Below are 13,861 nucleotides of genomic sequence, written 5' to 3' on the forward strand. Positions count from 1 at the left end.
CGCGGATACCGCTCAGCTGTCGCACCTCGGTGAGATCAGGATATCCGCCGACGGTTCCGAGGGATCATCGGCGAAGTGCCGCCGTTCCGCGGCCTCCCAGCCGCGCCAGAAGGCCGCCTGGGCGGGGCCGTCCCGGTGGCGCCCGGCGGCCCAGGCACGCTGCCGGGGCACCGCCAGCCAGATGAGGTGCGCCAGCCGGCCGCGCAGCGCCCGCCGGCCGGCCCCCACCCCCTCCAACAGCACCACGGGGGCGGGCGGTAGGCGGGCGGTACGGGTGTAGGCGCGGCGCTCCCAGTCGTACACCTCGTAGTGGGCGGTGCCGCCCCGCGCCAGCGGGTCCAGGACCTGCTCGGTGAGCCGGTCCATCCAGCCGAACAGCGCGTCGTGGCTGGCGAGGTCGTCCAGGTGCACCACGGGGGCACCGTCAAGCTCCGTGGACAGCCGCGCCGCCAGCGTGGACTTGCCGGAGCCGGCGTACCCGTCGACACCGATCAGCCGCACCGGGCCCACCGAGGGCGGCAGGGCGCGCAGCCGGGCGGCGAGTTCACGCAGGTCCGGCGGTCCTGGGGCGGGGGAGAGGGACACGCTGCCAGCGTAGTGCCACAGGTGGGACCAATAATGAAGCGCACCGTTGCCCCGGGGTTACTGGCCGTCAGCAGGCGCAGCCGCGATAGTGGGAGCCCGCATCCTGCGACCTCACCGGGAGGCCCCACCGTGACCCAGACGCCACGCCGTACCGTGCTGACCGCCGCCGCGTTCGCCGCCGTCACGGCGGCCACCGCCGCCACCGCGGCCGCCGCCGTGCCGGGCCGTCGCGACGCCGCGGAACCCGACCCGGCCCAGGCCCCCACCGACGCGCTCACGGTCGCGTCCTCGACCATCGCCTACCACGCCTGGACCTCGGCGTCCGACTGGCGCTCGGGCACCGGCCGGGGCACCGCCCTGGTCTCGGGGGACCGCTCGGGCGTGCTGCTGCGCCGCTCCCAGGGCACCGTGGACTACACCGACCCGCACACCGGGAACACCTCCGCGTGGGAGCACGCCACCTGGCTCTCGCCCGAGCACCGGGTGCGCACCCCCGGCAGCGAGCTGATCGCCTCGTGGAACGCCGACACCCCCGCGGGCACCTTCGTACGGATCGAGGTGCGGGCCACGTACACGGACGGCACCGAGAGCCCCTGGTACACGCTGGGCGTGTGGGCCTCCGGCGACGAGGACCTGCGGCGCACCTCGCTGAACGGCCAGCGGGACGGCAAGTCCAGCGTGTGGACCGACACCGTGGCCGTCGACGACACCGACGGGCCGCTGCGGATCGCCGGCTACCGGCTGCGGCTGACGCTGCACCGCAAGCCGGGGCTGACGGTCTCCCCGGTGGTGTGGCGGGTCGGCGCGATGGTCTCGGACGTGCCCGACCGCTTCGAGGTCCCGGCCAGCACGCCGGGGGTGGCGGCGGGCACGGAGCTGCCGGTGCCGCCGCACTCGCAGAACATCCACATCGGCCGCTACCCCGAGTACAACGGCGGCGGCCAGGCCTGGTGCAGCCCGACGTCCGCCACCATGATCCTCGAATACTGGGGCAAGGGCCCCGGCGCCGATGACCTGGCATGGGTGAACCCGGCCTACGACGACCCCCAGGTGTGCCACGCCGCCCGCTTCACCTTCGACTACGAGTACGAGGGCTGCGGCAACTGGCCCTTCAACACCGCCTACGCAGCCTCCTACCCCGACATGCAGGGAGTGGTCACCCGGATCGCCTCGCTGGCGGACGCCGAGACGCTGATCGCCGCCGGCATCCCGCTGATCACCTCGCAGTCCTTCTACGAGGCGGAACTGGACGGCTCCGGCTACGGCACGGCGGGCCATCTGATGACGGTCATCGGCTTCACCGCGGACGGCGACGTGATCGCGAACGACCCGGCCAGCCCCAGCAACGCGGCGGTGCGGCGGGTCTACAAGCGGCGGCAGTTCGAGAACATCCTCTTGCGCACCAGACGGCTGGACGCGGGAGGGGTGGAACGCGGTGGCAGTGGCGGCGTCGTCTATCTGTTCTTCCCGGCCCGGCCGACCGCTGCCCAGCGCCGGGCCCTGGCGGCCGTCGGGGTCCGCTGAGCGGCCCGGCCCGCTCAGTTTTCCCCCAGCAGCGCCGCCCGCCACAGTTCCTCGCGTTCCTCCGTGTACGCGGCGTCGGCCGACCAGACCCCGCCGTGGCCCTCGCGCCACAAGGTGGCCCACGGCTGGTCGCCGGCCGCGTGCCGGGCCCGCAGGAAGTCGTGCATGGAGCGGGCGCGGCGGGCCAGCAGCGGCACCAGCGCCAGCCGCTGGGTCTCGTCGAGACCGTAGGCGTCCGCCAGGGTGCGCAGCCGGGCGCCGGCGTCCTGGTCGGTGCGCCGCCAGTGCGGGTGGGCCATCAGTGGCAGGAATCCGTGGGCGGCGTAGGCGAGGTCCCACAGCCGGGTCCCGGGGGCGGCGTTGTCCCAGTCGATGATGGTCCACCGGCCCGCGTCGCCGTCCTCGGCCACCAGATTCCACGGGGCCAGGTCGTGGTGGACGATGATCTCGTCGCCGATGTCCGGGATCAGGGTGTTCCAGCGGGCGCCCGGTGGCGGGGTGAAGCCGGCGAGTGCGTCGTGCAGCTCGCGGATCAGCCGGCCCACCCGGGCGAGGCGGGCGGTGGGCTCCACGACGGCGAAGCGGTGCGGCCACACGGCCTCGCCGGGGGCGAATTCCAGCACCTCGCGGCCCCGCTCGTCGATGCCCAGCGGGCGCGGGGCGGCGGTGAAGCCGCAGGCGCGCAGATGGGACAGCAGGGCGTGCACGGCCGGGGTCCAGAATCCGGCGGGGCGCCGTACGGTGCCGCCCACCCGTACCACCGAGGCGCTGACGTTGCCTCCGGACAGCGGCTGTTCTTCTTCACGGGACACGGTGTCAAGGTGTCATCCGGCACCGGTGACGTGCGAACGGGTTTCGGGCATACTCCCAACCGCCGGACCGTGGTGATCATCCACGGCCGGCCGACCGATGACCCCGAGGCAGCGCCGCCCGCGACCGCGTCACGTGCTGCCCGGTGCCACCACATGGGAGGAAAGCGCGTGACGATCTCCGCCGAGGGGCTCCAGCCGGTACGGCGAACCCTGCCCACCCCCGAAGCCCGCGATCTGCTGGATCTGGTCAGGGAGCTGATCCAGCGGGAGATCGCGCCGGGCGCGGACGCGGAGGAGGCGGCCGGCGTCTTTCCGCGCGCGCTCTTCCGCCGGCTGTCCGCCACCGGGCTGCTGGGCCTGCCCTACGCGCAGGAGTACGGGGGCGGGGAGCAGCCGTACGAGGTGTACCTGCAGGTCCTGGAGGAACTGGCCGCGGCCCGGCTCACGGTGGGGCTCGGGGCCAGCGTCCACACGCTCGCCTGTCACGGCCTGGCCGGGTTCGGCACCAAGGAGCAGCGGGCCGAGTGGCTGCCGGCGATGCTGGGGGAGGGGCTGCTGGGCGCGTACGCGCTCTCCGAGCCGGCCGCCGGATCGGACGCGGCGAGTCTGCGCACCCGGGCCGTGCGGGACGGCGACGCGTGGATACTGAACGGCACCAAGGCGTGGATCACGCACGGTGGCATCGCGGACTTCTACACCGTGATGGCCCGTACCGGAGGGGACGGGCCCGACGGGATCACCGCGTTCCTGGTGCCGGGGGACGCCGCCGGGCTCAGCGCCGCCGCGCCCGAGCGCAAGATGGGCATGAACGGTTCTCCCACCGCTCAGCTGCACTTCGACGGTGTACGGGTGCCGGACACCCGGCGGCTGGGGGAGGAGGGCGCGGGGCTGCGGCTGGCGCTGGCCGCGCTGGATTCGGGGCGCCTGGGCATCGCCGCGTGCTCGATCGGGGTGGCCCAGGCGGCGTTCACGACGGCGCTGGCCTTCACCCTGGAGCGCAAGCAGTTCGGCAAGCCGGTCGCCGACTTCCAGGGGCTGCGGTTCATGCTCGCCGACCTGGCCACCCAGATCGAGGCGGGGCGGGCGCTGTACCTGGCTGCCGCCCGGCTGCGGGACGCCGGGGAGCCGTTCGGGCGGCAGGCCGCGATGGCCAAGCTGTTCTGCTCGGACACCGCGATGCGCGGGGCCACCGACGCCGTGCAGTTGATGGGCGGGTACGGCTACACCGCCGACTTCCCGGCGGAGCGCTACATGCGGGAGGCGAAGGTGCTCCAGATAGTGGAGGGCACCAATCAGATCCAGCGCGCCGTCATCGCCAGCCGGCTGACCGGGAGCGGCGACGGCGGCGGCAAGGCTCGCTCCGGCGGGCGTGGTTAGCGCGGTTCAGGCCGCCTGGCGCAGGCCGGTCGTCCGGCCCGCCCGGGCGGCCGTGTCCGTCGCGTGCGAGAACGGCTGCAGGCGCCAGTCCAGGCCCTCGGGCAGCCCGGCCGGGGCGGGGTCGCCGATCAGCGGCTCCACCGGCAGGAAGACCACGGCGCCGTCCCCGGTCACCCGGCGCCCGGAACCGGTGCACACGGTGAGGCCGAATGGCTGCCACAACGTGGGGCACCAGGCGTGCTCGGGCAGTGCCTGGGCCTGCTCGGCCAGCGCGACCGGCCGGGCGCAGTCCGGGCAGGACACCCGTACCGCCCAGATGTCGGCCGGCTCCGCCGGATCGGCGAGGCCGGCCGCCCCGTCCGGCTCGGTGTCATCCGGAAGATCGGGATCCTCGTCGATGCGGTGGACAGTGGTCGGTACGGAGCGCATGGCATCCCCCTCGGACGGCGCGGTGGCCTGGGCCACAGCAAGCACTTCCCGCCGGTCAGCGCGGTTAATCGCAGCGATGATCAGGACTCGGACGGGAGTTTGTGGCGTTCATCACACCGGATGGCGGCGCCTGGGGACACCGCCGATCTGCTGGCATCCTCACGCCCACCCGCACCCCAACCACCCCCGCCGGGAGCCGTCATGACCACCGAGACCCACGCCCTCGTCCCCGAACCGCTGTGGCGCCCGGACCCGGAGCGGATCGCGGCGGCCCACCTCACGCGCTTTCACGCCTTCGCCGCCCAGCGGTACGTAGCGCCGGCGCCCCCATCCGTACCCGATGACCCCGCGGCCGCGTACGCGGCGCTGCACCACTGGTCGGTCACCGCCCTGGACGCCTTCTGGCGGGCCATCGCCGACTGGTTCGCGGTCGATTTCCGCACCCCGGGGGAACCGGCGCTGGCCGATCCCACGATGCCGGGCGCCCGCTGGTTCCCCGGTGCCACCCTCAACTACGCCGAACACGCCCTGCGGGCGGGCCTGGAACCGGGCCGTGCCGACACGCCCGCGCTGCTGTGCCTGGACGAGCGCCAGCGTCCGGAGCCGGTCAGCTGGACGGAGTTGCGCCACCAGGTCGGCTCGCTGGCCGCCGCACTGCGCCGTCTCGGGGTACGGCCGGGGGACCGGGTCAGCGGCTATCTGCCCAACATTCCCCAGGCCGTGGTGGCGCTGCTGGCCAGCGCCGCCGTCGGCGCCGTGTGGACCTCCTGCGCCCCGGACTTCGGGGCGCGCAGTGTGCTGGACCGGTTCGCCCAGGTGGAGCCGGTGGTGCTGATCACCGTCGACGGCTACCGATACGGGGGCAAGGAGCACGACCGCCGGGAGACGGTGGCCGAACTGCGCCGCGAACTCCCCACTCTGCGCGCGGTGATCCACGTACCGCTGTTGGGCACCCGGGCGCCCGAGGGCGCGCTGGAGTGGGCTGAGCTGACCGGCGGGGCGATCGAGCCGGAGTTCACGGCCGTGCCGTTCGACCACCCGCTGTGGGTGCTGTACTCCTCCGGCACCACAGGGCTGCCCAAGGCGATCGTCCAGTCCCAGGGCGGCATCCTGCTCGAACACCTCAAACAGCTCGGACTGCACTGCGATCTGGGCCCGGGCGACCGGCTGTTCTGGTACACCTCCACCGGCTGGATGATGTGGAACTTCTTGGTCTCCGGGTTGCTGACCGGCACCACCGTGGTCCTGTACGACGGCAGCCCGGGGTACCCGGCCATCGACGCGCAGTGGCGGATCGCCGAGCTGACCCGGGCCACGGTCTTCGGCACCTCGGCCGCCTATGTGATGGCGTGTGCCAAGGCCGGGGTCCGGCCGGGGCGGGACCTGGACCTGAGCGCCACCCGCTGCGTCGCCACCACCGGATCCCCGCTGCCCCCGGACGGTTTCCGCTGGCTGCACGAGGAGGTGGACCCGGGGCTGTGGATCGCCTCGGTCAGCGGCGGCACCGATGTGTGCAGCTGCTTCGCGGGGGCGGTGCCGACGCTCCCGGTCTACCTGGGCGAGCTCCAGGCGCCGTGCCTGGGAACCGATCTGCGGTCCTGGGACCCGGCCGGGGAACCGCTGGTGGACGAGGTGGGGGAACTGGTGGTGACCACCCCCATGCCGTCGATGCCCCTGCGGTTCTGGAACGACCCGGACGGCACCCGGTACCGGGAGAGCTACTTCGACACCTACCCCGGGGTGTGGCGGCACGGCGACTGGATCACCCTCACCTCCCGCGGCACCGTCGTCATTCACGGCCGGTCCGACTCGACCCTCAACCGGCAGGGCGTGCGGATGGGGTCAGCCGACATCTACGAGGTGGTGGAACGGCTCCCGCAGATCGGCGAGTCGCTGGTACTCGGCGTCGAGCAGCCGGACGGGGGGTACTGGATGCCGCTGTTCGTCCGGCTCGCGGAGGGGGTGGTGCTGGACGACGCACTGCGGACGGTGATCCGCACCGCCCTCCGCGAGCAGCTGAGCCCGCGTCATGTGCCGGACGAGATCCTCGCGATCGACGCGGTCCCGCACACGCTGACCGGCAAGCGTCTGGAAGTGCCGGTCAAGCGGCTGTTGCAGGGGACACCGCTGGAGAAGGCGGTCAACGCGGGCTCGGTGGACGACATCGGCGCCCTGCGGTTCTTCGAGCGCCTCGCCCGCGAGCGCGCCATTGTCAGTGACCCCGATTACGGTGAGTGACCACAAGGTTCTGATCCGTCGAAGGGGGAATCATGGCACGGCACGGGGAGCAGCGGCCGGTGTGCCGCAAGGAGAGCAGCGGGACGGTCGGGGTGATCGCCGACCCGGTGGGCTTCGCCCGGATGCGCCGCTATCCGAGCTTCGGCTTCACCGACCACCGCGGCTATCTGCGGCACACCGAGCGACTGCTGCGCACGCTGGCCGGGGAGTCGGGGCATGTGCGGGTCGCGCTCTTCGACCCGGAGGGGTTCGCGCTGTGGTGCGCGCGGCAGCGGCTGGATCCGGACAGCGCGGCCAGCCGGGCCCGCTACACGGCGGTGGACGCGGCGCGCGGGGCCACGCTGCCCTTCACCGGACGGCGCTCGCTGCGCCGGCTGCTGCCCGAACTGCTCGTCGAACGGGAGCGGTTGCGTTCCTGGGAGCGGGCCACGGAGCTGCTGGGCGAGGCCGGCGGGTGCGTACGGTGCGGGGAGCCGCTGGCGCGCTGCGCGTTCCGCCGGGCGGCGGCGGTGCTGCCGCTGCTGCTGGAGGACGCCGGCGGCGGCCGCCGGCATCTGGTGTGCACGGTGCTGGTACGGGGCGTGCCCCTGTCGGCGGCACTGGACACGCCCCCGGAGCCGACCGAGGCGGCGACGCTGGCCCTGTGCGCGGTCCTGGGGGTGGCGCTGGCCACCGGAGCCCCCGGCGGTCTGGTTCTGCGGAGGGCGGTGGACGGCGGCCGGACGGAAGCGGTGGGCTGGCGCCTGGAGGCGGGTGAGGTGGTGCCGCTGACCGAACCTGAGGTCTTCAGCGCCTACTGCACCGACCCCATGACCGGCGATCCGATCCCACCCGAACACGGCGTCGACTACCGCGACGCCCCGCCGCTGCCGACGATCCTCTGCGAGGGCCCCTGACCGGGCCACCCCGCCCACCGGTCACGAGCCGATCCCCGGGTACGCGGAGCCCGTCCTGTTCCGGGCCGGGCGATCGGAAGGTTCGGCGACGGCTCGGTGCGGCGGTCGTCGGATGTGTCGGTGGAGGAGGGGGACGGCTCGTTCCCGTGTGCCCGCTCCGAGGGGCGCCCTGTTCCGGGTGGGCGGTCCGGTGAGCCCGTGCGGGTGAGGGCGGCGGCCGTCGGGGGCCGCCGGTGGGCCGGGACGGCCCGGCCTTCCTGCCCGGCTCCCCGGGGGTAGGTGCGTCCACGGGGAGCCGTCCCGGCCCCGCCCGTTCGGGGGCGGGGCCGGGAAAGACTCCGGGGTCACTCGCCGGAGAGGACCGCCTCGGCCGCCGCGCGGGCCTCTTCGGCGGACTCGGCGGCCCGGGCGGCCGCGGCCGCCCGTTCGCACTGAGCCAGCGTGTGGCGCGACAGCGCCGCCCGGACGTACGGGATCGCGGACGCGCTCATCGACAGGCTGGTCACGCCGAGGCCGGTCAGCACACAGGCCAGCAGCGGGTCCGCCGCCGCCTCGCCGCACACGCCACAGCTCTTGCCCTCGGCCTTGGCCGCCTCGGCGGACAGCGACACCAGGTCCAGCAGCGCCGGCTGCCACGGGTCCTGGAGCCGGGACACGGCCCCGACCTGGCGGTCGGCCGCGAAGGTGTACTGCGCCAGGTCATTGGTGCCCAGCGACAGGAACTCCACCTCCTGGAGCACCGACCTGGCCCGCAGGGCCGCCGAGGGGATCTCCACCATCGCGCCGAACTTCGCCCGCAGGCCCGCCGCGCGGCAGGCGTCCGCGAACGCCTTCGCGTCCGCCCGGTCCGCCACCATCGGGGCCATGACCTCGAGGTAGACCGGCAGGCCCTCGGCCGCGGCCGCCAGCGCCTTCAGCTGGGTGTCCAGGACCTCCGGGTGGTCCAGCAGGGTCCGCAGCCCGCGCACGCCGAGGGCCGGGTTCGGCTCCTCGCCCGGGCTGAGGAAGGCCAGCGGCTTGTCCGCGCCGGCGTCCAGCACCCGCACCACCACCCGGCCCTCCGGGAACGCCTCCAGCACCTGGCGGTAGGTGGCCGTCTGGGTCTCCAGCGACGGCGCGCGCTCGCTGTCGTCGAGGAAGAGGAACTCGGTGCGGAACAGGCCCACGCCCTCCGCGCCGGCATCCAGCGCGCCCGCCACGTCGGCGGGACCGCCGATGTTCGCCAGCAGCGGCACCTTGTGGCCGTCCGAGGTGGCCCCCGGGCCGGTCGACGCCGCCAGCGCCGCCCTGCGCTCCTCGGCGGCCCGCGCCAGCGCGGCGCGCTGCTCACCGCTGGGGTTCACGGTGACCTCGCCGGTGCTGCCGTCCACCGCCACCACGGTGCCCTCGGCCAGCTCGCCGACGCCCGGCAGCGCCACCACGGCGGGCACCCCCAGCGCCCGCGCCAGGATCGCGCTGTGGCTGGTCGGACCGCCCTCCTCGGTGATGAAGCCGAGCACCAGCGCCGGATCCAGCAGCGCGGTGTCCGCGGGCGCCAGATCCCGGGCCACCAGGACGAAGGGCTCGTCACTGTCCGGCACCCCGGGCATCGGCACGCCCAGCAGCCGCGCCACGATGCGGTTGCGTACGTCGTCGAGGTCGGCCACCCGGCCGGCCAGATACGCGCCGGCCGCCGCCAGCAGCTCCCGGTACGCGCCGAACGCGTCGTACACGGCCCGTTCGGCGGTGCTGCCGCCGGCCACCCGGCGGGCGACGTCCGCCGCCAGCTCCGGGTCCTGCGCCATCAGCGCCTGCGCCTCCAGGACCGCCTGGGCCTCACCGCCGGCGAGGTTGCCGCGTGCCACGAGGTCCGCCGCCACGGCGTCCACCGCCTGCTTCGCCCGCGCGTTCTCGCGCTCGGTGTCCTGGCCTGGCACCTGGTCGGCCGGCGGTTCCAGCACCGCGGTGCCCATGTGCCGCACCTCGCCGATGGCCACGCCATGACTGACGCCGACTCCCTGCAGCATTGTCTCCATCACACCTGTCTCCGTCAGTTCCAGCCGAAAAGCGGGTCACCGGCCAGGACCTCGATGTCCGCGGCGACCTCGGACAGGGCGTCGGCGGTCGCCTGGAGCGCCACCACCGGGCACACCGGGGACTTCCCCGCCGCGGCCACGGCAGCCGGGTTCCACCGCACCACCGGGTCGCCCCGGCGCACCGTGTCGCCCTTGTTGGCCAGCGGTTCGAAACCCTGTCCGTCCAGTTGAACCGTATCGAGACCCAGATGGGTGAGAACGCCCCGTCCCCCGGCGTCGACCACCACATAGGCGTTCGGGCGCAGCGAGACGATGATGCCGTCGACGGGGGCCACGGCCGTACAGGGGGCGAGGAGCGGCTCGACGGCCGCGCCCGACCCGATCACCGCCTCGGCGAACGCCGGATCGGGGACGTCGGCGAGGGGGATGGCCCGCCCGGCCACCGGAGATGTGACAGTGGTCATGAAGGGCCTCTCAAAGGGCGAAAACAATCAGGGTCCATCACTTTTCGGACGGCACACCATATAAAAGCGTAAGTCATGGGATCCGGAGCACCCCGATCACCGGTCGACCCGAGCGGTGAGGCGGCCGCCGCTCCCGGTAAGGTCAAGGCGCACAAAGGCGCACACCGGCCGGAACAGGCATGAACAACGGGAGGCTTCCGGGTGGACGTCCAGGATCCGGACACGCAGACCAGCAGGGTCTTCACCATCCCGAACATCCTGAGCATGGCCAGGCTGCTGGGCGTGCCCGTGTTCCTGTGGCTGGTGCTGTCCCCGGTCTTCGACGGCCCCAACCGGGACGGCTGGGCCCTGCTGGTGCTCGTCCTCAGCGGAGTGAGCGACTACCTCGACGGCAAGCTCGCCCGCCGCTGGAACCAGGTCTCCGACCTGGGCCGCATCCTGGACCCCGCGGCCGACCGGCTCTACATCCTGTCCACCCTCGTCGGCCTCACCTGGCGCGAGATCCTCCCGTGGTGGGTCACGGCGCTGCTGCTGGCCCGCGAGGCCATGATGGCCGTCACCGTCTTCGTCCTGGACCGCCGAGGCTACGCCCCGCTCCAGGTCAACTACGTGGGCAAGGCGGCCACCCTCAATCTGATGTACGGCTTCCCGCTGCTGCTCCTCAGCGACGGCGACGGACTCCTCGCCTCCCTCGCCGCCATTTTCGGATGGGCGTTCGTCGGCTGGGGTACAGCGCTCTACTGGTGGGCAGGAGTCCTGTACGTGGTCCAGGTCCGCCGAATCCTCAAGGCGGATGCCACGGCCGACTGAGCCCGCCCTGGCAGTGTCGCAGGGGCCTGGCGCCCGCACGTGCCGCAGTTTTCCGGGGAGCCACCCCGGGCCCGGGCCCCTCCAGACGGGTGCGGTCGGCATGACTGCCGTCTCCCCAAGGAGGACACTTCCGATATGAAGGCCGTCGTAATGGCTGGTGGCGAAGGCACCCGGCTTCGCCCCATGACCGCGAGCATGCCCAAGCCACTGCTGCCCGTGGCGAACCGTCCGATCATGGAACACGTGCTCCGGCTGCTGAAGCGGCACGGTCTGACCGAGACCGTGGTCACCGTGCAATTTCTCGCTTCTCTGGTGAAGAACTACTTCGGCGACGGTGAGGAACTGGGGATGGACCTCACCTACGCCAACGAGGAGAAGCCCCTGGGTACGGCCGGAAGTGTGAAGAACGCCGAGGAAGCCCTGAAGGACGACTCCTTCCTGGTGATCTCCGGCGATGCCCTCACCGACTTCGACCTCACCGACCTCATCGCGTTCCACCGTGAACGCGGCGCCCTGGTCACCGTCTGTCTCACGCGGGTGCCCAACCCCCTGGAGTTCGGCATCACGATCCTCAAGGAGGACGGCCGGGTCGAACGCTTCCTGGAGAAGCCCACCTGGGGCCAGGTGTTCTCGGACACCGTGAACACCGGCATCTACGTGATGGAGCCCGAGGTCTTCGACTACGTCGACCCGGACGTGCCCGTCGACTGGTCGGGCGACGTCTTCCCCCGGCTGATGAAGGAGGGCCGGCCCATCTACGGCTACGTCGCCGAGGGCTACTGGGAGGACGTGGGCACCCACGAGAGCTACGTCAAGGCCCAGGCCGACGTCCTGGAGGGCAAGGTCGACGTCGACATCGACGGCTTCGAGATCTCCCCCGGGGTCTGGGTCGCCGAGGGCGCCGAGGTGCACCCCGACGCCAAACTGCGCGGCCCCCTCTACATCGGCGACTACGCCAAGATCGAGGCCGGCGCCGAGGTGCGCGAGCACACCGTCATCGGCTCGAACGTCGTCGTCAAGGCCGACGCCTTCCTGCACAAGGCCGTGGTCCACGACAACGTCTATCTCGGCCCGCAGACCAATCTGCGCGGCTGCGTCATCGGCAAGAACACCGACATCATGCGCGCCGCCCGGATCGAGGACGGCGCCGTCATCGGCGACGAGTGTCTGGTCGGCGAGGAATCCATCGTCCAGGGCAACGTCCGCGTCTACCCGTTCAAGACGATCGAGGCGGGCGCGTTCGTCAACACCTCGGTCATCTGGGAATCCCGCGGCCAGGCCCACCTCTTCGGCGCCCGCGGCGTCTCCGGCATTCTCAACGTGGAGATCACCCCGGAGCTCGCCGTCCGGCTCGCCAGCGCCTACGCCACCACCCTCAAGAAGGGCTCCACCGTCACCACGGCGCGCGACCACTCCCGGGGCGCCCGCGCCCTCAAACGCGCCGTCATCTCCGCCCTCCAGGCCAGCGCCATCGACGTCCGCGACCTGGAGAACGTCCCCCTGCCCGTCGCCCGCCAGCAGACCGCCCGCGGGAGCGCGGGCGGGGTCATGATCCGTACCACCCCGGGCGTTCCCGACTCCGTCGACATCATGTTCTTCGACGAACGCGGAGCCGACCTCTCCCAGGCGGGACAGCGCAAGCTCGACCGCGTGTACGCCCGCCAGGAGTACCGCCGCGCCTTCCCCGGGGAGATCGGCGACCTGCGCTTCCCCGCCAGCGTCTTCGACGCCTACACCGGCGCCGTCATCCGGGCCGTCGACACCACCGGCGTCCCCGAGTCCGGGCTCAAGATCGTCGTCGACGCGGCCAACGGCAGCGCCGGGCTCGTGCTGCCCAGCCTGCTCGGCCGGCTCGGCGTCGACTCGCTGGTCATCAACCCCGGCCAGGACGAGGCCCGTCCCACCGAGACGGCCGAGACCCGCCGGGCCGGCCTCGTACGCCTGGGGGAGATGGTCTCCTCCTCCCGCGCCGCCTTCGGCGTCCGCTTCGACCCGGTCGGCGAACGGCTCGCCCTGGTCGACGAACGCGGCCGCATCATCGAGGACCAGCGCGCCCTGCTGGTGATGCTCGACCTGGTGGCCGCAGAACGCCGCAGCGGCCGGGTCGCGCTGCCCGTCACCACCACCCGCATCGCCGAACAGGTCGCCGCCTACCACGGCACCCAGGTGGAGTGGACCACCACCTCGCCCGACGACCTCACCCGCGCCGCCGGCAAGGACGCCGTCTTCGGCGGGGACGGCCAGGGCGGTTTCATCGTCCCCGAGTTCTCCAGTGTCTTCGACGCCACCGCCGCCTTCGCCCGGCTCACCGGTCTGGTGGCCCGCACCCAGCTCTCCCTCAGCCAGATCGACGCCCGCATCCCCCGGGCGCACGTCCTGCGCCGTTCCGTCGCCACCCCCTGGGCCGTCAAGGGCCTGGTGATGCGGCGCGTCGTGGAGGCGGCGGGCGATCGCTCCATCGACACCACCGACGGGGTACGGGTGGTGGAGGCCGACGGCCGCTGGGTGCTGGTGCTGCCCGACCCGGCCGAGGCCCTCACCCACCTGTGGGCCGAGGGTCCCGACGACGCCACCGCGCAGGAACTCCTGGAGCACTGGTCGGCGGTGGTCGAGGGCGCCGACCACTGACCGACCCGGCTGAACCACCGGCCGCGGGCACCGCCCGGCGGCCGGACCGCACGCCTCCCCAGGGGCCCGTTTCGAAATCCCCC

Annotated in this window: 11 protein-coding genes; 6 read left to right on the forward strand and 5 right to left on the reverse strand. The window is 73.0% G+C overall.

Annotation, left to right across the window (positions count from 1 at the left end; translation table 11 throughout):
- Positions 1 to 12: 12 nt before the first annotated feature.
- A complete protein-coding gene (locus H7827_RS27250; protein ID WP_386538442.1) occupies positions 13 to 585 on the reverse strand; it encodes a uridine kinase family protein in 573 nt (190 codons plus the stop codon).
- A gap of 153 nt (positions 586 to 738) precedes the next feature.
- Between H7827_RS27250 and H7827_RS27255 the strand changes: the two genes are divergently transcribed.
- Positions 739 to 2,109: a peptidase C39 family protein gene (locus tag H7827_RS27255; protein ID WP_432748062.1), complete on the forward strand. Its 1,371-nt coding sequence runs from the start codon at positions 739 to 741 to the stop codon at positions 2,107 to 2,109.
- Positions 2,110 to 2,123: 14 nt separating this feature from the next.
- On the opposite strand, the gene H7827_RS27260 is transcribed toward H7827_RS27255, so the two are convergent.
- The gene (locus tag H7827_RS27260; RefSeq protein WP_432747688.1) at positions 2,124 to 2,921 is read right to left on the reverse strand and encodes a phosphotransferase enzyme family protein; all 798 of its coding nucleotides are present in this window, start codon (positions 2,919 to 2,921) and stop codon (positions 2,124 to 2,126) included.
- Positions 2,922 to 3,074: 153 nt separating this feature from the next.
- On the opposite strand from H7827_RS27260, the gene H7827_RS27265 reads away from it, so the two are divergent.
- On the forward strand, positions 3,075 to 4,298 hold the full coding sequence (locus H7827_RS27265) for an acyl-CoA dehydrogenase family protein (protein ID WP_432747689.1): 1,224 nt from the start codon (positions 3,075 to 3,077) through the stop codon (positions 4,296 to 4,298).
- A 6-nt stretch (positions 4,299 to 4,304) separates the two neighbouring features.
- On the opposite strand, the gene H7827_RS27270 is transcribed toward H7827_RS27265, so the two are convergent.
- Positions 4,305 to 4,727 carry a hypothetical protein gene (locus H7827_RS27270; RefSeq protein WP_432747690.1) on the reverse strand — a complete coding sequence of 141 codons (423 nt, stop codon included), beginning with the start codon at positions 4,725 to 4,727 and terminating at the stop codon, positions 4,305 to 4,307.
- A gap of 201 nt (positions 4,728 to 4,928) precedes the next feature.
- Here H7827_RS27270 and H7827_RS27275 point away from each other — a divergent pair, with 201 nt between their 5' ends.
- Together H7827_RS27275 and H7827_RS27280 are read left to right on the forward strand one after the other, a co-directional pair.
- Positions 4,929 to 6,965 carry an acetoacetate--CoA ligase gene (locus H7827_RS27275; protein WP_432747691.1) on the forward strand — a complete coding sequence of 679 codons (2,037 nt, stop codon included), beginning with the start codon at positions 4,929 to 4,931 and terminating at the stop codon, positions 6,963 to 6,965.
- A 32-nt stretch (positions 6,966 to 6,997) separates the two neighbouring features.
- Positions 6,998 to 7,861 carry a hypothetical protein gene (locus tag H7827_RS27280; protein WP_432747692.1) on the forward strand — a complete coding sequence of 288 codons (864 nt, stop codon included), beginning with the start codon at positions 6,998 to 7,000 and terminating at the stop codon, positions 7,859 to 7,861.
- 344 nt (positions 7,862 to 8,205) lie between these two features.
- Here the strand turns inward: H7827_RS27280 and ptsP are convergent, their stop codons facing one another.
- Both ptsP and H7827_RS27290 read right to left on the reverse strand, forming a co-directional pair.
- Positions 8,206 to 9,876 carry a phosphoenolpyruvate--protein phosphotransferase gene (gene ptsP / locus H7827_RS27285; RefSeq protein WP_432747693.1) on the reverse strand — a complete coding sequence of 557 codons (1,671 nt, stop codon included), beginning with the start codon at positions 9,874 to 9,876 and terminating at the stop codon, positions 8,206 to 8,208.
- A gap of 14 nt (positions 9,877 to 9,890) precedes the next feature.
- Complete coding sequence (locus H7827_RS27290) at positions 9,891 to 10,340, reverse strand: PTS sugar transporter subunit IIA (protein ID WP_432747694.1); 450 nt, start codon at positions 10,338 to 10,340, stop codon at positions 9,891 to 9,893.
- A 201-nt stretch (positions 10,341 to 10,541) separates the two neighbouring features.
- Here H7827_RS27290 and H7827_RS27295 point away from each other — a divergent pair, with 201 nt between their 5' ends.
- Together H7827_RS27295 and H7827_RS27300 are read left to right on the forward strand one after the other, a co-directional pair.
- Entirely contained in the window at positions 10,542 to 11,150 is a 609-nt protein-coding gene (locus H7827_RS27295) for a CDP-alcohol phosphatidyltransferase family protein (protein ID WP_386533499.1), read from the forward strand.
- A 135-nt stretch (positions 11,151 to 11,285) separates the two neighbouring features.
- Positions 11,286 to 13,778, forward strand: coding sequence for a sugar phosphate nucleotidyltransferase (locus tag H7827_RS27300; protein ID WP_432747695.1), 2,493 nt, complete (start codon positions 11,286 to 11,288; stop codon positions 13,776 to 13,778).
- The last annotated feature ends 83 nt before the right edge of the window (positions 13,779 to 13,861 follow it).

Source organism: Streptomyces sp. JH002 (genome assembly GCF_050916115.1).
Classification (GTDB): Bacteria; Actinomycetota; Actinomycetes; order Streptomycetales; family Streptomycetaceae; genus Streptomyces; species Streptomyces xiamenensis.

What these genes read in the sequence shown, in the direction of transcription:
- H7827_RS27265 (WP_432747689.1), top strand. Translation starts at nt 3,075, where the DNA reads ATGGGAGGAAAGCGCGTGACGATCTCCGCCGAGGGGCTCCAGCCGGTA.
- H7827_RS27270 (WP_432747690.1), bottom strand. Translation starts at nt 4,727, where the DNA reads ATGCGCTCCGTACCGACCACTGTCCACCGCATCGACGAGGATCCCGAT.
- H7827_RS27275 (WP_432747691.1), top strand. Translation starts at nt 4,929, where the DNA reads ATGACCACCGAGACCCACGCCCTCGTCCCCGAACCGCTGTGGCGCCCG.
- H7827_RS27280 (WP_432747692.1), top strand. Translation starts at nt 6,998, where the DNA reads ATGGCACGGCACGGGGAGCAGCGGCCGGTGTGCCGCAAGGAGAGCAGC.
- ptsP (WP_432747693.1), bottom strand. Translation starts at nt 9,876, where the DNA reads ATGGAGACAATGCTGCAGGGAGTCGGCGTCAGTCATGGCGTGGCCATC.
- H7827_RS27290 (WP_432747694.1), bottom strand. Translation starts at nt 10,340, where the DNA reads ATGACCACTGTCACATCTCCGGTGGCCGGGCGGGCCATCCCCCTCGCC.
- H7827_RS27300 (WP_432747695.1), top strand. Translation starts at nt 11,286, where the DNA reads ATGAAGGCCGTCGTAATGGCTGGTGGCGAAGGCACCCGGCTTCGCCCC.